A 17,418-nucleotide genomic window follows, 5' to 3' on the forward strand; every position below is an offset into this window, starting at 1 on the left:
GCCGATTCACGAGACCGTTGTTTTAAACACAAGCAACTGTCATGCCCCGCGGGTTATAATGCCGGGTTCGTTTCGATACCACGACGAAGCACTTTTCGTCATCCGCCGGCTGACCTGCACCGTCCCTTGGATTTTTCAGGCCTCTTTTCCTCAAGCCGGCTTCACAGTGTGTTGGAGCGCCAGACCGGGCGCCCATGATTGCCACCACTGCCTTCGTTCTTGTTGAAGCGAATAGCGCGTCCGCCGCGCCATTCCGGCCGGCCCACGCCCGTTTTCAATTATTTTTTCGGCATCCCGCGCACACTTTCCGCGCAGGGTGCCAAGGCTTCATGGACATCATTCAACACAGTATCGCGGTGGGCAAGTACCTTGTTTCGCCGCTCATTCGCCACCAGGACGACGGCAATTTCGCCGCGTCCGTCTCGATCCGCTCCGGCCGGGGCAGCGGCATGCACGACCGCGTGATGCGTTTCACGCCGCGCTTTGCCAGCCACGCCGCCGCGGCACGCTATGCCGTCGCCCAGGGCCTCGGCTGGGTGCGCGAACGCCATCCCCGCAGCGCGCCGCTGGCCTTGCCGTGCGCAGGCTGAAACAATTACGCCCATCTTCATCTCCAACACACATCGAACGAGAATTCAGAGGTAATCACACATGCCCAAGGAAGAACTGATCGAAATGAACGGCGCAGTGACCGAAGTCCTGCCCGACTCGCGCTACCGCGTGACGCTCGACAACGGCCACCAGCTGATCGCCTACAGCGGCGGCAAGATGCGCAAGCACCACATCCGCATCCTGGCGGGTGACAAGGTGTCGCTCGAACTCTCGCCCTACGACCTGACCAAGGGCCGTATCACCTTCCGCCACCTGGAGCGTCGCGGCCCGCCGCCGACCAACTCCGGCAACAACAACGCACCTCGCCGCTGATCCGCGACGGACGAAGGGCCTTGCAAGCGCCCCGCGGCGGGCGCTTGCAAGGCCTTTGTTTTTGTTGCGGCCGTCCGGCTGCAAAACGATGACCACACCCTCTTCCACAGCCGGCGACCCCCAGGCCGAGAACGGTTTTGCCGCGCTGGCGCTTTCGCCCCAGATGCTGGCCAACCTCACGCAGCTCGGCTACACGCAGATGACGGCGATCCAGGCGGCCGCGCTGCCGCCGGCGCTGCTCGGCAAGGACCTGATCGCGCAGGCCAAGACCGGCAGCGGCAAGACGGCCGCCTTTGCGCTGGCGCTGCTCTCCAACCTGAACCCGCGCCGCTTCGCCATCCAGGCGATGGTGCTGTGCCCGACGCGCGAACTGGCCGACCAGGTCACGACCGAAATCCGCCGCCTGGCGCGCGCCGAGGAAAACATCAAGGTGGTCACGCTCTGCGGCGGCGTCGCGCTGCGCGGGCAGATCGCCAGCCTGGAGCACGGCGCGCACATCGTGGTGGGCACGCCGGGCCGCATCATGGACCACCTGGAGCGCGAGAACCTGAACCTCGAGGCGCTCAACACGCTGGTACTCGACGAGGCCGACCGCATGCTCGACATGGGCTTCTTCGACGACATCGTGAAGGTGGCGCGCCAGTGCCCCAAGGAGCGCCAGACGCTGCTGTTCTCGGCCACCTACCCCGAAGGCATCGCCAAGCTCGCGCAGCAGTTCATGAAGAGCCCCGAGCAGATCACGGTGCAGGCGCAGCATGAAGGCAGCAAGATCCGCCAGCGCTGGTACCAGGTGAAGGAAAGCGAACGGCTGCATGCCGTGAGCCTGCTGCTCGACCATTTCCGCCCCGTCAGCACGCTGGCCTTCTGCAACACCAAGCAGCAGTGCCGCGACCTCGTCGAGGTGCTGCAGGCCCAGGGCTTCAGCGCACTGGCGCTGTTCGGCGAGCTGGAGCAGCGCGAGCGCGACCAGGTGCTGGTGCAGTTTGCCAACCGCAGCTGCTCGGTGCTGGTGGCGACCGACGTGGCGGCGCGCGGGCTGGACATTGCGCAGCTCGAGGCCGTGATCAACGTCGACGTGACGCCGGACGCCGAAATCCACATCCACCGCATCGGACGCACCGGCCGCGTGGGCCAGCAGGGCGGCGCCGAAGGCCTTGCGCTGAACCTGGCCAGCATGGACGAGATGGGCAGCGTCGGCAAGATCGAGCAGCTGCAGGGCCGCGAATCCGAATGGCACCCGCTGGCCGAGCTCACGCCGGCCCAGGGCGTGCCGCTCGCGCCGCCCATGGCCACCTTGCAGATCGTGGGCGGGCGCAAGGAGAAGATCCGCGCCGGCGACGTGCTGGGCGCGCTCACCGGCGACTGCGGCTACGCCAAGGACCAGGTCGGCAAGATCAACGTCAACGAGTTCTCGACCTATGTGGCCGTGGAGCGCGGCATTGCGGCCGAAGCGGCACGCAAGCTCTCGAGCGGCCGCGTGAAGGGCAAGAGCGTGAAGGTGCGCCTGCTGGAGCTCTGAAAGTCACCCCGCCGTGCCGGTTGCTTCGGCTTCCGGCAGGCAAAATCCCCGCTGTGGCCTAATTGAGCCTCGAACATCACTTTTTTACCCGAGCTTTTCATGCCCAAGAAAATTCGTACCGAAGCCGACCGCGTTGCCACCCCGAAGCCGACGCCCCTGCCCGGCTACGCCCTGCCCAAGTCCGGTGGCGGCCAGAAGGTCAGCCTGGAACGCGGCACCGCCACGCGCAGCAAGAAGAACCCCGGCAAGCGCGCCAAGAAGGGCGGCTGATCCAGCCCCCGGAGGCTCGCAAGAGCCGCGACGAACGCGCCCCCGGGCGCGTTTTGTCATTGGGGCAGCCACAAACCAATCCGCGATGTCCGACGACAACCAGATCTTCATCCCGCCCTCGTTCTTCGCGGTCTACAGCGATGCGCGCCAGCGCCTGTCGGAGCCGATCGGCGTGGTGCGCGAGCGCTACGAGATCTGCGAGGACCTCGCCAGCCACCTCGTGGGCCACGCGCAGATCCAGCACCACACCGAGGTGCCGGTCGAGAGCGAGATCCTGCGGCGCATCCATGCCGGGCTGACGGCGCCCGAAGCCGGCGTGTCGGCGGCCGAGGCCGGCTGGATCGTGCAGCGGCTGGCCGAGCTGCTGGGCTGGCCCGGACCCGAGCTGGCCGCGGACTGAAGCAGCGGCCGGGCGCCCGTCAGGCGGGCGCGGCGCGCTTGAGCAGGCTCAGGTAGCCCGGCTGCACTTCCATGCGCGCGGTGGCGCCGCGCCGCTGCAGCAGGCGGTGCGCCTTCGGCAGGCTCCAGCAGGGCAGGCTGGTGAACATGTGGTGCTCGCAGTGGTAGTTGACCCAGTAGGGCGCCACCAGCGCGCGCTCCAGCCAGCCGGCGTGCGTGGTGCGCGCCTGGCGCAGCGGATCGGCCTCGTTCTGCGCCACCAGCGCATGCTCGGCGATGTTGCGCACACGGCTCACGAGCGGCAGCCAGGTGGCCATCGGCAGCAGCCACATCAGGAGCCAGGCCCACCCATGCCCGGCCAGCGCGAAGGCCAGCAGGCCGAGGCCGTTGCCGGCGAGGAAGCGGCGGTCTTTCGCCAGCTCGCGCCCGAAGGCCTTCAGCGCCGATTCGCCGGGTGCGCGGTGCCGGATGCCTTCGGCGATGTGGCCGAAGCGCTGCTTGTAGAAGGTCTGGCCGCTCAGGTCGCGCACGACCTTGCGCCACATCGAACCACGCGTGATCGGGAAGGGCGCAGACAGCACCAGGTCCGGGTCTTCGGTCTGCTGCACGAAGCGGTGGTGCTGCAGGTGGTAGGGCCGGTAGCCGCGCAGCGTGGAGGAGCACAGCCAGTAACCCACCCAGTCGTTGACCCTGCGGCTGCAGTGCAGGCCCGCATGCGCGGCATCGTGCATGAGGATGAAGAGCCCGAGCTGCCGCGCGCCGACGATCGGCACCATGAGCGGCACGGTCCACGGCCACACGATACCCGCGAGCATCGCGGCGCCGATGACGCCCCAGCAGTGCGCCACCAGCCACAGGCCCTTCCATGACGAACGGGCGGTGAGCGACTGCCACTCCTCGGTGGTGAAGAAGTCCTCGGGTTGGGCGCGGGGGGCGACGGCCATCGGGCCAGTATGCGCCGATGGCCCGGCCGCGGCACGCGGAATTCCCCGGGCTTGCCGCCTGGCGGACGCGCCCGCAAACCGGGACCTCAGTTGTCGATCACCTTGCGGGCGAACAGCTCGAGGTAGTCCATCAGGCGGTTGGCGCCCGCGACGGCCGCGGCCTCGTCGCCGGTTGCAATGCCCTGCGCGAGCTCGAGGTGCGCATTGGCGCCTTCCACGATCTCGCCTTCATGCTGGTAGGCATACCAGAAGCGGCGGCATTGCACGATGACCGGAATCACGGCCTTCACCGCCGAATCGTTATGGCTCGCCTGGTGGTTGACGAGGTCGAGCGCGCGGTCGGCCTGCATGTAGTCGTTCAGGTCGCCGCGATGGGCGGCCTTCACCATCAGCTCGGCACAGCGCACGATCTCCTTGCGCTGCAGCGCGGTGGCGCGGCGCGCCGAGCAGGCTGCAATCAGCCGTTCGAGCACGCGCCGGGTCTGGATCACGTCGAGGTGGTCGGCCAGGTCGATGGTCGACACCAGCAGGCCGCGGCGCGGCTGCTGCACGATGAGGCCGATGGACACCATGCGCATCAGCGCCTCGCGCACCGGGGTGCGGCCCAGGCCGGTGCGCTCGGCGAGGTCGGCTTCGACGATCTGGCTGCCGGGCTCCAGCTGCAGCGTGGACAGCAGCGTCTCGATCGCGTCATAGGCGAGGTCGGCAGCCCGTCGCTTGGGCTGGGGGCGGGGCACGGTCTTCGTGGCGGACATTGATTTCTTTTGCTGCAGCTGCTTCGGGCTCATTGTCGGTCCACATCCTCATGGTCCGCGAGGCCGGCCAGCGTTGCGATGCGCGCCGGCGAGAGCGGCGGCCGCGGCGCGGGCGGCGTCCAGCCGAACAGGAACTGCGCCGCATCGCCGCACACGCGCCCCTGGCAGGCACCCATGCCGCAGCGGCGATGGAGCTTGGCGTCGGTCCAGCCGCTGCAATCCGCCAATGCGGAGAAGGGTACGTCTTCGCAGCGGCATACGAGGGTGCCGGGCTGCGGCATCTGCCTGATGGCGGGGCCGAGGGCGAAGCTTCGGTGCAGCCGCGCCGCAAAGGCATTCCAGCGGGCCCGCTCGGCTTCGTGCGGCTTCGCTGCGCGCTCGTTGCCGACCGCCGCATGGCCGGCGATGGTGCCCTGGACCAGCGCGCGCTCGCTGCCGCCGAAACCGGTGCATTCGCCGGCCGCGTAGATGCCGGGCAGGCTGGTGGCTTGCAGTGCATCGACGGCCAGCGCCTGGGCGCCACCGTCGGCAGTCGCGAGGGCGCAGCCCAGCATCCGGCCGAGCTGCGTGTTCGGTGTGAGGCCGAAGCCGCAGGCGACGCGCTCGCAGGCGATCTCCACCTCGCGGTCGCCCTGGAGAAGCCGGACCGACTCGACCTGCGCCCCGCCGTGCGCCGAAACGATGCGCGACGAGGTGCGGTACTGCCCATCGGCCAACGTCACCGCCTGTATCGCCTTGCCCGGCCAGCGCAGCAGGCTGGCGGCAAAGCCCGCGACCGCCGCGAACGACGCCTGCTCGGCAACGCGCACGACCTTGGCGCCCGCCGCGCGCACCGTCGCCGCGGCGGCGAGCAGCAGAGGCCCGCTGCCCGCGATCACGATGCGTTCGCCTTCGACCGGCAGGCCCGCCTTGATGAGCGCCTGCAATCCACCCGCGCCCGTGACGCCGGGCAGCGTCCAGCCCGGGAAGGGCAGCAGCAGCTCGCGCGCGCCGGTGCAGAGGATGAGTTTGTTCCACTGCATGCGCCAGCCGCGTTCGGCATCTTCGAGCAGCAGTTCGTTGCGCGCAGGCGCCGCGACGACGCGCGTGCCGCTGCACACGCGGATGTTGGAATGGCGTTCGAGTGCATCGCGCCAGGTGCGGGCAGCCACGGGCAGCGATGCACCGGGGCCGTCGCGCCAGATCTGCCCGCCGGGCGCGGGGTTGTCGTCGATCACGGCGATCGATGCGCCGCTCGGCGCGGCGGCCACCGCCGCGGCCATGCCGGCGGGGCCCGCGCCGACGATCAGCAGGTCGCAGTGCTCCAGCGCCATGGCCGTCATCCCGAGGTCTCCACGCGCATGCCTTCGGCGCAGACCGCCTGGCAGGCGAGCCTGCGCCGGCCGTCGATCAACACGCGGCATTCCTGGCACACGCCCATGCCGCAGAAAGGCGCGCGCGGCTGGCCCGTGACGGAGGTGCGCGCCACGCCCATGCCGCCGGCCACGCGCAGCGCCGCGGCGACCGAGCTGCCCGCCTTCACGCGGACGAGATGGCCGTCGATGTGCAGCAGGGTCTGGCCGCTCACTGGTGCACCCTTGGCGCTGCGCTCATGCGCTCCTCCAGCAGGCCGCGCGGCGCATACGGCGCCGCGTCGAATCCGGGCGCGGCGCCGGTCATCAGCGCCGCGAGCAGGTGCGCGCTGCCCGGCGCGGTGGTCACGCCCAGGCCTTCGTGGCCGACGGCAAGCCAGAGCTTCTCGCGCCAGGGGTGCTTGCCCAGCAGCGGCAACCCGTCGGGCGTCGCGGCGCGCAGGCCGGTCCACGAGCGGACCGCGTTGAGGTCCGCGAGCCCCGGCAGGTAGTCGAGCGCGCGCTGCAGCATGCGCGCGAGCATCGGCGCTTCGACCGCCGGATCGGTGGTGCCGAACTGGCGCGAGGAGCCGATCAGCAGCTGGCCCGTGGGCCGCGGCTGCACGTTGAAGGCGACCGAATCGCCGTCGCTGTGGTGCGCGCTGGTCACATAGCCGAGTTCGACGAGCTGGTGGTGCACCGTGCCTGGGTAGCGGTCGGTGATCAGCAGGTGGCCCTTCTTGGGGCGGATCGGGAGTTCGGGGCACAGCGTCGTCGCTTCGATGCCGTTGGCCAGCACGATCTGGGGCGCGGTGCGGCGGCTGCCGTCCGCGAGCTGCAGCGTGCCGTCGTCTTCGATGGCATCGACCTTCGCGTGCTCGACGCGGATCGAAGCGCCGCCCTGCGCGAGCAGCCAGCGCGCCGCGTTCGGCGCATAGAGGATGCCGTCGCCGGGCACTTCGAGCGCGCCTGCGAGGTCCTTGCGCAAGGCGGGCTCGGCGCGGGTCAGCGCGGGTGCATCGAGCAGGCGGCTGTCGATGCCGTGTGCATGCAGCCGCTGCTGCTTGCGCTCGGCCTCGGCCATTTCTTCTTCGTTGGCCGCGATCCAGAGCGTGCCGCAGGCGCTGTACGCGCAGTCCTCGCCCATGCGGGGCGCCAGGGCGCGCCATTGCGCCATCGAATGCCGGCTCAACGCAAGTTCGGCCGGGTTGTCGTCCATCACCACCAGGTGCCCCATGCCCGCGCCGGTGGCACCGCCGATGCGCGCATCGAGCACCAGCACCCGGCGGCCGGCCTGCGCCAGCGCATGCGCGCAGGCGGCACCGACGATGCCGGCGCCGATGACGATCACATCCGTGTCCATGGCGGCCGGTGCTAGAGCCGGATTCCCCATCCGAAAGGATCGTTGTCGTCGATCAGGAGCGTGGCTTCGGCGCTGATGTGCGCGCGGCCACGCAGCGTCGGAATGACCCTGCCGTCTTCCAATGCGTAGCTGGCCTCGAAGCGGCTGCCGATCACGCTGGCCTGCGTCCACACCTCGCCCGGCGCGAGCTTGCCGTCGGCCGCGAGGCAGGCGATCTTGGCGCTGGTGCCGGTGCCGCAGGGCGAGCGGTCGTAGGCGTTGCCGGGGCAGAGCACGAAGTTGCGGCTGTCGGCGCCTTCGCTGTCGTTGGCGAAGAGTTCGATGTGGTCAATTTCCGCGCCCTCGGCGCCCGTGATGCCCTGCGCCGCGAGCGCGCGGCGCAGCGCGATGGTGTAGCCGGTCAGCGCGGCGAGGTTGTCGCTCGCCACGCGCTGGCCGTGTTCGCTCACCAGGAAGAACCAGTTGCCGCCCCAGGCGACGTCGCCGCGTACGGTGCCGTGGCCGGGCAGATCCACCGCCACCTGGTGCAGATGCCGGTAGGCCGGCACATTGCGCACGCTCACCGAACCATCGGCATGCAGCGTGGTCGTGACCGTGCCCACGGGCGTCTCGATGCGATGCTCGCCGACGCCGATGCGCCCCATGTGCGCGAGGCTCACGACCAGGCCGATGGTGCCGTGGCCGCACATGCCGATGTAGCCGGCGTTGTTGAAGAAGATCACGCCGGCTGCGGCATCGGGCGACACCGGCTCGCACAGCAGCGCGCCGACCACCACGTCGCTGCCGCGTGGCTCGAGCACTGTTGCCGCGCGCCATTTGTCATGCCGCTCGGCCAGCAGCGCGCGGCGCTCGGCCATGCTGCCGCCGCCCAGATCGGGAAACCCGCCGATGACCAGGCGCGTGGGCTCGCCGCCCGTGTGCGAATCGATGATCTGGATGCGCTGCATGCGGCGTCGTCCGTTCAGTAGCTGGCGATGGGCACCGGGGCCGCGTTCTTGAAGGTGAAGACGGTGATGGGCGCCTGCTTCATGTTGCCCTTGTCGTCGTAGCTGTAGGTGGCGGCCACGCCCTTGTAGGTGTCCTTGTAGAGCTGCGCGCCCACCTTGTCGGGGTCGATCGAGTTGGCCTTCTTCATCGACTCGCCGATGAAGAGCACCTGGTCGTAGTAGGAGGCGGCATACGCATCGGGGTCCGCGTTGAAGCGCTTCTTGAATTTCTCCTTGAAGGCCGGACCGGTCTGCGCCTTCTCGAGCATGGAGCCGCCCTGCGAGCAGAACACCAGGTCGTTGACCGCGTCGCCGCCGATCTTGCCGGTGGCGGGACTGCAGACGGTGTCGCCGCCCAGCAGCTTGCCGGGCACCGCGAGCTGCTTCATCTGCCGCGCCATGGGGGCGGCCTGCGGCGCATAGCCGCCGAAGAAGATGGCCTCGGGCGCCTTGGCCTTCATGTTGGTGAGGATGGCGGTGAAGTCCACGGCCTTGTCGGTGGTGAACTCCTGGCCGACCACCGTGAGGCCCTGCTTCTTCGCTTCCTTGGTGAACTCTTCCGCCAGGCCCTGGCCGAAGGCGGTGCGGTCGTCGATCACGCCGACCTTCTTCACCTTCAGCTCCTTGGCCGCATACACGGCCATGCTGGAGCCGATCTGGTTGTCGCTCGCGATGATGCGGTACAGGTTCTTGTAGCCGCCCTGCGTGACCTTCGGGTTGGTGCCCACGGTGGAGACCATGGTGCCGCCGTCGGCATAGATGCGCGAAGCCGGAATGGCCACGCCCGAGCAGTACGGGCCCATGACGTACTTGACGCCGTCGTCCACGAACTTCTGCGCCACGCTCACGCCGGTCTTGGCGTCGCACTGGTCGTCTTCGGACACCAGTTCGAACTTCAGCGTCTTGCCGCCGGCTGTGAGCTTCTTCGCGTTGAGCTCCTCGATGGCGAGGCGCACGCCGTTTTCATTGTCCTTGCCCGCGAAGGCATTGGGACCCGAGAGCGGCCCGCTGTGGCCGATCTTGACGACCTGCTCCTGCGCATTCGCCAGGCCAGGGATGGCAAGTGCCACGAGGCCGACGACGCTGAGAAGTGGAACCATGCTTGCTTTTGTCTTCATGCTTCTTCCTGGGTTGGAACAATGAAAAGAGCGGTTATTACATGACCGACTGGTACTGCGCTGGCCGCGTGGCCAGCGCCTTCTTCACGATGGCCTCGATGGCCGCGCGCTCATTGCCGATGAGCGGCAGCCGCGGGCGTCGCATGTGCTCGCTGCCCACGCCCACCAGCACGTCGATGAGCTTGAGGTTCTGCACCAGCTTGGTCGACACGTCCAGGTGCAGCATCGGCGTCATCCACTGGTAGAGCTTCAGCGCCTCGGCGAACTTGCCCGCCTTCATCAGGTCGTACAGCGCCACCGTCTCGCGCGGGAAGGCGCAGCCCACGCCTGCCAGCAGGCCGTCGCAGCCCAGCGCCAGGCCTTCGTAGGCCAGGTCGTCCACGCCCAGGAACAGCTGGTAGCGATCGCCCACCGTGTTGCGCAGGTCCGTGATGCGGCGGATGTCGTCCGAGCTTTCCTTGATGGCCGCGATCCATTCGCAGTCCGCGAGCTCCAGCATGTGCTCGGGCTTCAGGTCCACCCGGTAGGCCACCGGGTTGTTGTAGACCATGATGGGTTTTTGCGCCGAATTGGCGATGGTGCGCACATTGAGCATGGCCTCGCGCGCGTCGGCCACGTAGATCACCGAGGGCATCACCATGAAGCCGGCCACGCCGAGCTTGTTGGCGCCGTCCACATAGCGCAGCGCCTCGCGCGTGCTGGTTTCCGACACATTGGCCAGCACCGGGATGCGGCCGTCGGCCGCTTCCAGCGCGATCTTCGCCACCTGCAGCTTCTCTTCGAGCGTGAGCGTGCTGGCTTCGCCCAGCGAGCCGCAGGTCACGAGGCCGTGGATGCCGTTGCGGATCTGGAAGTCGATATGCCGCGCGGTGCCTTCGGCATCGATGCTTTCGTCGGCGTGGAACTTGGTGGTGATGGCGGGAAAGATGCCTTGCCAGCGGGGTTGGGTCACGTGAGCGCTCCTGGATGTGCGGTGGGGAAGGGTCCTACTTTAAATATATTAATGATATATCGTCAAGATATGTGTAGGGGACGCGCTCTTTCGGAGTTAGGGGCTTCTGTGATATCGGGGCACAGACGGGACCTTCGGGGCGCGATCACGCCGACGGGGTACCTTGCTCCGCGAATGTCCCCCGGCCTGCGGCCTCCTCCTTTATTTCGCTGCGCAAGGCACCCCATCAGCGTGCTCGTGTTCAGAGCACGGGTTGATCAGCCGCGAACCAACAGCGTGCCCTGTGCACAGGGCATCGGGTGCTCCCCGCAGCGAAATCAAGGAGGAGGCCGCAGGCCGGGGGACATTCGCGGAGGGGAGTACCCGGTGGCCTGTGCACGCGCCCCGAACAACAGCGCCCCGAACAAGAGCGCCAAGAACAACAGCACAAGATTAGTCGATCTTCGCTCCCGAAGCCTTCACCACCGCCCCCATCGCATCCCAGTCCGCGCGCAGCAGCTTCTGGAACTCCTCCGCGCTTTGCGTGCGCGGCTCCACGCCCAGGCGCTTGAAGCGCTCCTGGATCGCCGGATCGGACAGCACCTTGTTGGTGGCCGCATTGAGGCGCTCGACCTCGGCCTTGGGCGTGCCCGCCGGCGCGAGCAGGCCGATCCATGAATCGAAGGCGTAGCCCGGCAGGCCGCTCTCGGCCACCGTCGGCAGGCTGGGCAGGAACGGGCTGCGCGCCTGGCCGGTGGACGCGAGCAGCTTCATGCGCGGATCGGCCTGGAAACCCATCACGCCGATGCTCGACGAGATCACGGCCTGCACGCGGCCCGCGAGCACCTCGTTGACGGCCTCGCCGGTCGACTTGGTCGGGATGTGCGTCATCTGCAGCCCCGCCTTGGCGAGGAACGACGCCATCGCCAGGTGCGTGGCGCTGCCGTTGCCGGCCGAGGCGTAGTTGTACTTGCCCGGATTGGCCTTGACCTCCTTGATGAAGTCCGCCGTGTTCGACACGTTGAGCCCGCTCGAGACCGCCAGCGCGTAGCCCGCGTTGCCGATGTTGGCCACGCCGACGAAATCCTTCAACGGGTCGTACGACAGCTTGCTGTACAGGAAGCCCGCGATGTTGTGGCTCGCGGCCGCGAGCACCAGCGTGTTGCCGTCCGGCGGCGCCTTGGCCACCGCCGCCGCGCCCACCGTGCCGCCCGCGCCCGCGCGGTTCTCGACGATGGCGCTGGCGTTGAGCGCCGCGCCCAGCTCGGCGTTGAAGGCGCGCGCCACCGTGTCCTGCACCGCGCCGGTGCCGAAGGGCACGACGATGTGGATCACGCGCTGCTGCGCGTGCACGGGCGCAAGGGCGCCGAGTGCCGCGGCGGCTGCAAGGGCAGCGAGCGAACGCCGGGTGAACAGGGTGGAGGTCATCGGGTTGGCCGCTTTCATCATCGTCGTTGCAGTGGAAAATTTCTTCGCTCAGCCGCCCGGCGGCAGCCAGCGCTGCACCAGCTTCACGAAGTAGCTGGCGCCGATCGGAATGATCTCGTCGTTGAAGTCGAACGAGGTGTTGTGGATGATGCAAGGGCCGGGCCCGTGGCCGTCGAGCCGGTGGTCGCCGTCGCCATTGCCCAGGAAGGCGTAGCAGCCGGGCCGCGCGAGCAGCATGTGGGCAAAGTCCTCGGCGCCCATCACGGCGGGGAAGTTGTCGGTGACCATGCCATCGCCCACCACCTCGCGCATCACGCTGGCGGCAAAGCGCGCCTCGGCCGGGTGGTTGACCACCGGCGGCGAGGAGCGGTTGAAGAAGACCTCGGCCGTGCAGCCATGCGCCGCGGCCACGCCCGCGGCCACTTCGCGCAGCCGCGCCTCGATCTTGTCGATGGCCTCGATGGAGAAGGTGCGGATGGTGCCGCCGACCGTGGCCACGTCGGGAATCACGTTGGGCGCATCCGAGCCCTGCAGCTGCGTGACCGCGAGCAGGGCGCGCTCGGTGCTCGGAATGGTGCGCGGCACGATGGTCTGCAGCTGCTGCGCGAGCGTGACCACCGCGGCCACCGGGTCGATGCCGGTGTGCGGCATCGAGGCATGCGTGCCGCGCCCATGCATGGTGATCCTGTAGGTGTTGCTCGAGGCCATCAGCGCGCCTTCGTTGAGCGCGAAGCGGCCCACGTCGCCGACGGGAAAGTTGTGCAGCGCAAAGACCGCGTCGCACGGGAAGCGCTCGAACAGGCCGTCCTGGATCATCTTCTTGGCGCCGGCCTTGCCCATCTCCTCGGCCGGCTGGAAGATGAAATGCACGGTGCCGTCGAAATCGTCGGGCCCCTGCTGCGACAGGTGCCAGGCGGCGGCCAGCAGCATGGTGGTGTGGCCGTCGTGGCCGCAGGCGTGCATGCGGCCGGTGTGGGTGGACTTGTGGGCGAACTCGTTGGCCTCGTGCAGCGGCAGCGCGTCCATGTCGGCGCGCAGGCCGATGGTGCGTGTGCCGGTGCCCTTGCGCAGCACGCCGACCAGGCCGGTGCCGGCAATGCCGCGGTGCACCTCGATGCCCCATTCGGCGAGCAGGCCCGCCACCTTCTCGGAGGTGCGGTGCTCCTCGAAGCCGAGTTCGGGATGGGCGTGGATGTCGCGCCGGATATCGACGAAGCGGGAGACGCTGTTGGCAAAGGAGTCGACGATGTTCATGGTGGCAAGGGTCGTGGGGGGCGAACGATTCTGGCGCAAGGCGGCGATCGGCGCCATGCGATCGGTCAGAGGCCGGCCAGCACCTGGTCGAGCGTCTCGACCAGCAGGTCGGCGTTGGCTTCGGAAAACACCAGCGGCGGGCGGATCTTGAGCGTGTTGGCATGTTCGCCGGTGGCGCTCAGCAGCACCTGCCGCTCGCGCAGGCCGTTGACGATGCGCGCGGCTTCCGCGGTGGCGGGCGTGCGGGCGCGGCGGTCCGTGACGAGCTCCACGCCCACGAAGAGGCCCGCGCCGCGCACGTCGCCGATCAGCGCATGGCGCTCGGCGAGCTTCGCGATCTGCGCACGCAGGTAACGGCCGACGCGCTGCGCATTGGCCATCAGGCCTTCGCGCTCGATCACGTCGAGCACCGCCATGCCCGCGGCCATCGAGACCGGGTTGCCGCCGAAGGTGTTGAAGTAGCGGCACTCGCGGCCGAAGGCGGCCAGCACCCCGGGCCGCACCGCGAGGCCGGCCAGCGGGTGGCCGGCGCCGAGCGGCTTGCCCATGGTGACGATGTCGGGCACCCCGCCATGCCGCTGGAAGCCCCAGAACGCATCGCCGGTGCGGCCGAGGCCGGGCTGCACTTCGTCGGCGATGAAGAGTCCGCCGGCTTCGCGCACCGCGTCCACCGCCTCGGCCATGAAGCCCGGCGGGTCGGTGAAGATGCCGTCGCTCGAAAACACGGTATCCACCATCAGCGCGGCCGGGCGCATGCCGTGCGCCTTGAGGTCCGCGATGGCCTCGCGCACGCCGTTCGCGAACGCGCGGCCCAGTTCGCCGGGCGCGATGCGGTAGCTGTCGGGTGCCGGCACGGTGCGCACTGCGTCGCCGAGCTGCACGAATTTGCCGAGCGAAGGCGAGGCCTCGGCAATCGACGCGGTGACGCCGTGGTACGCGAAGCGCGTGACGATCAGCCCCTCGGCCCGGGTGTGCGCGCGTGCGATGCGCATCGCGAGGTCGTTGGCCTCGCTGCCGGTGCAGGTGAACATCGCATGCGCGAGTTCGGCCGGCAGGGTGGCGAGCAGCCGCTCGGCGTAGTCGAGCACGCCTTCGTGCAGGTAGCGCGTGTGGGTGTTGAGCACGCCGGCCTGGCGCGCGATGGCCTCGACCACGTGCGGATGGCAATGGCCGACCGAAGCGACGTTGTTGTAGGCGTCGAGATGGGGCCGGCCCTCGGCGTCGTACAGCCACACGCCTTCGCCGCGCACCGGATGCAGCGGCGTGTCGTAGAACAGGCGGTAGGCCGGGCCGAGCACGCGCGCGCGGCGCTCGACGAGGGCCTGGGTCGAGGGGGCGAGGGAAGTCATGGGCGATCTCTCAGAGCTTCAGCGCGCGGCGAAAGGCTGCTGTCGCCGCGGCGCTGCCGACGCGCTCGCAGGCCTGCAGCCGCGCCCACGACAGCGGGTTGTTGCGCAGCAGGTAGGGCGCGTTCTCGGGATAGCGCGCGGCGCGCCAGCCGCTGATGGCCACCACCATCACGAGCCGCGCCGTGATCAGGTCGAACAGCACGCCCGCCTCCGCTGGCGACAGCGGCCGCACCGCGTGGTACGCGGCGACCAGCGGCACGATGGCCGCGAGCGGATCGCCGTCGGTGCCGGCCTGGTAGGCGGCAGCCACGGCCAGGTCGTTGATGCACGGCGCGCGGACCATGTCGCCGAAGTCGAGGATCGCGGCAATGCGGTCGGTGTCGGCCGGGTCGACCAGCAGGTTGTAGATGTTGAAGTCGTTGTGGATCGGCTGCGCGGGCAGCGTGCGCAGCACCGGCTTGGCGTCGCGCTCGAAACGGTCGAGCGCGGCGGCGGCCAGCGCGCGGCGCTCGGGCTCGGCGATGTGCGCGAGCAGGCCGCGCACGCTGTCGGCGCGCTGCAGGTCCCAGGGCAGCGGCAGTTCGCCGGCCGGGTGCTCGAAGCCCGCAAGCGCGAGGTCGAGCCGGGCCAGCATGCGCGCGAGGTTCTGCTGCTGCCGCGGCGTACGCGGCGCCTCGGGCAGCGGCAGGCCGGGCAGGTAGCTGAAGAGGCGCACCACGCGCGGCAGGCCGTCGCCCGGGTCGCAGACGAAGGAAGCGGCGCCCTCGCGCGTCGGCACGATGCGCTGCACCGGCAGGCCGGGGTCGGTGGCCGCGAGGTGCAGCAGCGCCTGGGTCTGGAAGTCGGCGACCTGCGCGGTCTCGGCCGGGTGCGAGATCTTCAGCATGAAGCGGGCGCCGTCGGCCGCACGCTCGAGCCGGTAGTTGCGATCGCGCTCGCCGGTCAGCGGCTTCATGTCGCCTTCGATGCCGTAGCGCTCGCGCGCGAGCTCGCGCACCCAGGCGTCGTCGAGCGCGGGCGAGGCTTCGCTGAGCACCTGCGCGTCGGTAAAGTCCGCAGTTGGCGTCATGCTGCGCTTTCAAAACCGCGCAGCGCACTCGCGATGTTCGGGCCGAGGTCGTCGGAGAGGTAACCGCCTTCCTGCACCAGCACCGTGGGCAGGCCCAGGTGCGCGATCTCGGCCAGCAGTACCGCGAAGCCGGCGGTCTGGATCTTCATGCCCTTGTAGGGATCGCGCTCGTGCGCGTCGAGTCCCAGCGCCACCACCAGCGCGCCGGGCGCATAGGCGCGGATGCTGTCGCAGGCATCGCGCAACGCGGGCAGGTAGCCGTCGATGTCGGTGCCCAGCGGCAGCGGCTTGTTGATGTTGTACCCCAGGCCTTCGCCTTCGCCGCGCTCGTGCGCATGGCCGATGAAGAAGGGCGTGAAGTTGCGCGGATCGCCGTGCAGCGAAATGGTCAGCACGTCGGCGCGGCCGTAGAAGATGCCCTGCGTGCCGTTGCCGTGGTGCACGTCGATGTCGAGGATGGCCACGCGGTCGTGCACGCCGCGCAGGTGCTGCGCGGCAATGGCCACGTTGTTGAGATAGCAGAAGCCGTTGGCGCGGTCGGCATAGGCGTGGTGGCCGGGCGGGCGGCACAGCGCATAGGCCGCGCGCTCGCCGTCGAGCACGAGCTGCGCCGCATGCGTGGCCATGTTCGCCGAGGCGATGGCGGCCTCCCAGGTGCGTGGTCCGATGGAGCAGGCGTTGTCGCCCATGTGGAAGCCGGCCTGGCCGACCACGCTGTCGGGGTAGGTGCAGGGCTGGCCCGGGAAGGGGTGGATGTTGGGCATCACTTCTTCCGACGGGTCGTCCAGCAGCTGCCAGCGCGCGTAGGCGGTTTCGAGGAAGCGCAGGTACTCGGGCGTGTGGATGGCGGCGCGCGGGCCGGCGCCGAAGTCGCGCGTGGCGACGATCTCGTGGCCTTCCTGCTGCACCGCCTCGAGCAGGCGGAATGCACGCTCGGGCTGCTCGTTGCTGCGCTTGAGCTTGCCGCGCACCATGAAGAGCTGCGGGTCGTGGTCCTTGTGGGTATCGCTGTAGACGACTTTCATCGGTGTGTCTCTCCGGTCTCAGGCATGGGCGGGAAGGGGCGCGGCGCCGTGCTGCTTCATGAACAGCGCGCGCACGTGCTGCCAGGCGTCTTCCAGGTGCACGCGCATCGCGGCCTTGGCGGCCTCGGGGTCGCGGCGCACCAGCGCATCGACGATGGGGCGGTGGGTCTCGGCCATGGCGGTGGGGTCGTGGTAGACCGCGTCGATCAGCGCGATGATCATCTGCATCTCGGTCTGCGTGTTCATGAAGATGCGGTGCAGGTGCGCATTGCCCGACAGCTCGCAGATCAGCGTGTGCAGCGCCAGGTCGTTGGCGATGCGGTGGTGCTGCGGCTGCGTGTTGGCCTCGCGCACCATGGCCTCGACCAGCGCCTGCACGCGCGCGATGCCCGCGTCGTCGGCCTTGCGGCAGGCCAGCTCGATGGAGGTGAGTTCAAGGCTCAGGCGCACCTCGAACAAATCGTCGATCTCCTGCACGCTGATGGTCCGCACCGCGAAGCCGTGGCGCGGTTTGGCCACCAGCACGCCCTGGCGTTCGAGCCGCCGCGCCGCCTCGCGCACCGGCGCGCGGCTCACGCCCATGCGGCGCGCGATGTCGGCCTCGACGATGCGGCTGCCGGGGGCCAGCCGTCCTTCGACGATGGCGCGCGTCAGCTGGGCCTCGACCAGCCCGACGAGGTCGGTCGACTCGACCGACTCGAACAGGGCCGCGTCGGCAGAAGGAGGAGTGGTTATGGAAGTTGCCATGTTGCT

Annotated in this window: 19 protein-coding genes; 5 read left to right on the forward strand and 14 right to left on the reverse strand. The window is 69.1% G+C overall.

The features are described 5' to 3' along the window. Positions 1-329: 329 nt before the first annotated feature. The 5 genes from ACAM54_RS25530 (at position 330) to ACAM54_RS25550 (ending at position 3,113) form a co-directional block, all read left to right on the forward strand. Positions 330-590 (forward strand): hypothetical protein, encoded by a 261-nt coding sequence (locus tag ACAM54_RS25530; RefSeq protein ID WP_015867949.1) that lies wholly within the window; start codon positions 330-332, stop codon positions 588-590. A 61-nt stretch (positions 591-651) separates the two neighbouring features. Continuing rightward, positions 652-924: a translation initiation factor IF-1 gene (gene infA / locus ACAM54_RS25535; protein ID WP_015867950.1), complete on the forward strand. Its 273-nt coding sequence runs from the start codon at positions 652-654 to the stop codon at positions 922-924. Between the two features lie 88 nt (positions 925-1,012). After that, the gene (gene dbpA, locus ACAM54_RS25540; RefSeq protein WP_369649337.1) at positions 1,013-2,443 is read left to right on the forward strand and encodes an ATP-dependent RNA helicase DbpA; all 1,431 of its coding nucleotides are present in this window, start codon (positions 1,013-1,015) and stop codon (positions 2,441-2,443) included. Between the two features lie 99 nt (positions 2,444-2,542). Continuing rightward, the gene (locus ACAM54_RS25545; RefSeq protein ID WP_164547821.1) at positions 2,543-2,713 is read left to right on the forward strand and encodes a hypothetical protein; all 171 of its coding nucleotides are present in this window, start codon (positions 2,543-2,545) and stop codon (positions 2,711-2,713) included. 85 nt (positions 2,714-2,798) lie between these two features. Further along, positions 2,799-3,113, forward strand: a complete 315-nt coding sequence (locus tag ACAM54_RS25550) for a hypothetical protein (protein ID WP_145739062.1) — start codon at positions 2,799-2,801, stop codon at positions 3,111-3,113. A gap of 19 nt (positions 3,114-3,132) precedes the next feature. Here ACAM54_RS25550 and ACAM54_RS25555 read toward each other — a convergent pair whose 3' ends face one another. The 14 genes from ACAM54_RS25555 to ACAM54_RS25620 form a co-directional block, all read right to left on the reverse strand. Then, positions 3,133-4,056, reverse strand: a complete 924-nt coding sequence (locus tag ACAM54_RS25555; RefSeq protein WP_369649338.1) for a fatty acid desaturase family protein — start codon at positions 4,054-4,056, stop codon at positions 3,133-3,135. 86 nt (positions 4,057-4,142) lie between these two features. Next, positions 4,143-4,811 (reverse strand): GntR family transcriptional regulator, encoded by a 669-nt coding sequence (locus ACAM54_RS25560; RefSeq protein ID WP_145739058.1) that lies wholly within the window; start codon positions 4,809-4,811, stop codon positions 4,143-4,145. A 29-nt stretch (positions 4,812-4,840) separates the two neighbouring features. Further along, positions 4,841-6,133: an FAD-dependent oxidoreductase gene (locus ACAM54_RS25565; protein ID WP_369649339.1), complete on the reverse strand. Its 1,293-nt coding sequence runs from the start codon at positions 6,131-6,133 to the stop codon at positions 4,841-4,843. Further along, the gene (locus ACAM54_RS25570) at positions 6,130-6,378 is read right to left on the reverse strand and encodes a (2Fe-2S)-binding protein (RefSeq protein ID WP_369649340.1); all 249 of its coding nucleotides are present in this window, start codon (positions 6,376-6,378) and stop codon (positions 6,130-6,132) included. Before ACAM54_RS25570 ends, ACAM54_RS25565 begins: the two co-directional genes overlap by 4 nt. Further along, entirely contained in the window at positions 6,375-7,505 is a 1,131-nt protein-coding gene (locus ACAM54_RS25575; protein ID WP_369649341.1) for an NAD(P)/FAD-dependent oxidoreductase, read from the reverse strand. The genes ACAM54_RS25570 and ACAM54_RS25575 overlap by 4 nt, the downstream gene beginning before the upstream one ends. A gap of 11 nt (positions 7,506-7,516) precedes the next feature. Further along, positions 7,517-8,452 (reverse strand): 4-hydroxyproline epimerase, encoded by a 936-nt coding sequence (locus ACAM54_RS25580; protein WP_369649342.1) that lies wholly within the window; start codon positions 8,450-8,452, stop codon positions 7,517-7,519. Positions 8,453-8,466: 14 nt separating this feature from the next. Continuing rightward, the gene (locus ACAM54_RS25585; protein WP_369649343.1) at positions 8,467-9,609 is read right to left on the reverse strand and encodes a branched-chain amino acid ABC transporter substrate-binding protein; all 1,143 of its coding nucleotides are present in this window, start codon (positions 9,607-9,609) and stop codon (positions 8,467-8,469) included. A gap of 37 nt (positions 9,610-9,646) precedes the next feature. After that, a complete protein-coding gene (locus ACAM54_RS25590) occupies positions 9,647-10,561 on the reverse strand; it encodes a dihydrodipicolinate synthase family protein (protein ID WP_209535681.1) in 915 nt (304 codons plus the stop codon). Between the two features lie 432 nt (positions 10,562-10,993). Continuing rightward, positions 10,994-11,986: a tripartite tricarboxylate transporter substrate-binding protein gene (locus tag ACAM54_RS25595; RefSeq protein WP_192324924.1), complete on the reverse strand. Its 993-nt coding sequence runs from the start codon at positions 11,984-11,986 to the stop codon at positions 10,994-10,996. Between the two features lie 30 nt (positions 11,987-12,016). After that, a complete protein-coding gene (locus ACAM54_RS25600) occupies positions 12,017-13,222 on the reverse strand; it encodes a M20 aminoacylase family protein (protein WP_369649344.1) in 1,206 nt (401 codons plus the stop codon). Between the two features lie 65 nt (positions 13,223-13,287). Then, positions 13,288-14,571, reverse strand: coding sequence for an aspartate aminotransferase family protein (locus tag ACAM54_RS25605; protein ID WP_369649345.1), 1,284 nt, complete (start codon positions 14,569-14,571; stop codon positions 13,288-13,290). 10 nt (positions 14,572-14,581) lie between these two features. Beyond that, positions 14,582-15,640 carry a phosphotransferase gene (locus ACAM54_RS25610; protein WP_369649346.1) on the reverse strand — a complete coding sequence of 353 codons (1,059 nt, stop codon included), beginning with the start codon at positions 15,638-15,640 and terminating at the stop codon, positions 14,582-14,584. Next, a complete protein-coding gene (locus ACAM54_RS25615) occupies positions 15,637-16,665 on the reverse strand; it encodes a histone deacetylase family protein (protein ID WP_369649347.1) in 1,029 nt (342 codons plus the stop codon). Before ACAM54_RS25615 ends, ACAM54_RS25610 begins: the two co-directional genes overlap by 4 nt. 18 nt (positions 16,666-16,683) lie before the next feature. Then, complete coding sequence (locus ACAM54_RS25620) at positions 16,684-17,412, reverse strand: GntR family transcriptional regulator (RefSeq protein ID WP_209500301.1); 729 nt, start codon at positions 17,410-17,412, stop codon at positions 16,684-16,686. Between the last annotated feature and the right edge of the window lie 6 nt (positions 17,413-17,418).

This window comes from Variovorax sp. V93 (genome assembly GCF_041154485.1).
Classification (GTDB): Bacteria; Pseudomonadota; Gammaproteobacteria; order Burkholderiales; family Burkholderiaceae_C; genus Variovorax; species Variovorax beijingensis_A.

Bases quoted from the DNA above. Each gene is read 5' to 3' on its own strand.
- ACAM54_RS25555 (WP_369649338.1), bottom strand. From the start codon at position 4,056: ATGGCCGTCGCCCCCCGCGCCCAACCCGAGGACTTCTTCACCACCGAG.
- ACAM54_RS25545 (WP_164547821.1), top strand. From the start codon at position 2,543: ATGCCCAAGAAAATTCGTACCGAAGCCGACCGCGTTGCCACCCCGAAG.
- ACAM54_RS25550 (WP_145739062.1), top strand. From the start codon at position 2,799: ATGTCCGACGACAACCAGATCTTCATCCCGCCCTCGTTCTTCGCGGTC.
- ACAM54_RS25615 (WP_369649347.1), bottom strand. From the start codon at position 16,665: ATGAAAGTCGTCTACAGCGATACCCACAAGGACCACGACCCGCAGCTC.
- ACAM54_RS25620 (WP_209500301.1), bottom strand. From the start codon at position 17,412: ATGGCAACTTCCATAACCACTCCTCCTTCTGCCGACGCGGCCCTGTTC.
- ACAM54_RS25585 (WP_369649343.1), bottom strand. From the start codon at position 9,609: ATGAAGACAAAAGCAAGCATGGTTCCACTTCTCAGCGTCGTCGGCCTC.
- ACAM54_RS25610 (WP_369649346.1), bottom strand. From the start codon at position 15,640: ATGACGCCAACTGCGGACTTTACCGACGCGCAGGTGCTCAGCGAAGCC.
- infA (WP_015867950.1), top strand. From the start codon at position 652: ATGCCCAAGGAAGAACTGATCGAAATGAACGGCGCAGTGACCGAAGTC.
- ACAM54_RS25530 (WP_015867949.1), top strand. From the start codon at position 330: ATGGACATCATTCAACACAGTATCGCGGTGGGCAAGTACCTTGTTTCG.
- ACAM54_RS25565 (WP_369649339.1), bottom strand. From the start codon at position 6,133: ATGACGGCCATGGCGCTGGAGCACTGCGACCTGCTGATCGTCGGCGCG.
- ACAM54_RS25600 (WP_369649344.1), bottom strand. From the start codon at position 13,222: ATGAACATCGTCGACTCCTTTGCCAACAGCGTCTCCCGCTTCGTCGAT.
- dbpA (WP_369649337.1), top strand. From the start codon at position 1,013: ATGACCACACCCTCTTCCACAGCCGGCGACCCCCAGGCCGAGAACGGT.
- ACAM54_RS25595 (WP_192324924.1), bottom strand. From the start codon at position 11,986: ATGAAAGCGGCCAACCCGATGACCTCCACCCTGTTCACCCGGCGTTCG.
- ACAM54_RS25580 (WP_369649342.1), bottom strand. From the start codon at position 8,452: ATGCAGCGCATCCAGATCATCGATTCGCACACGGGCGGCGAGCCCACG.
- ACAM54_RS25605 (WP_369649345.1), bottom strand. From the start codon at position 14,571: ATGACTTCCCTCGCCCCCTCGACCCAGGCCCTCGTCGAGCGCCGCGCG.
- ACAM54_RS25560 (WP_145739058.1), bottom strand. From the start codon at position 4,811: ATGTCCGCCACGAAGACCGTGCCCCGCCCCCAGCCCAAGCGACGGGCT.
- ACAM54_RS25575 (WP_369649341.1), bottom strand. From the start codon at position 7,505: ATGGACACGGATGTGATCGTCATCGGCGCCGGCATCGTCGGTGCCGCC.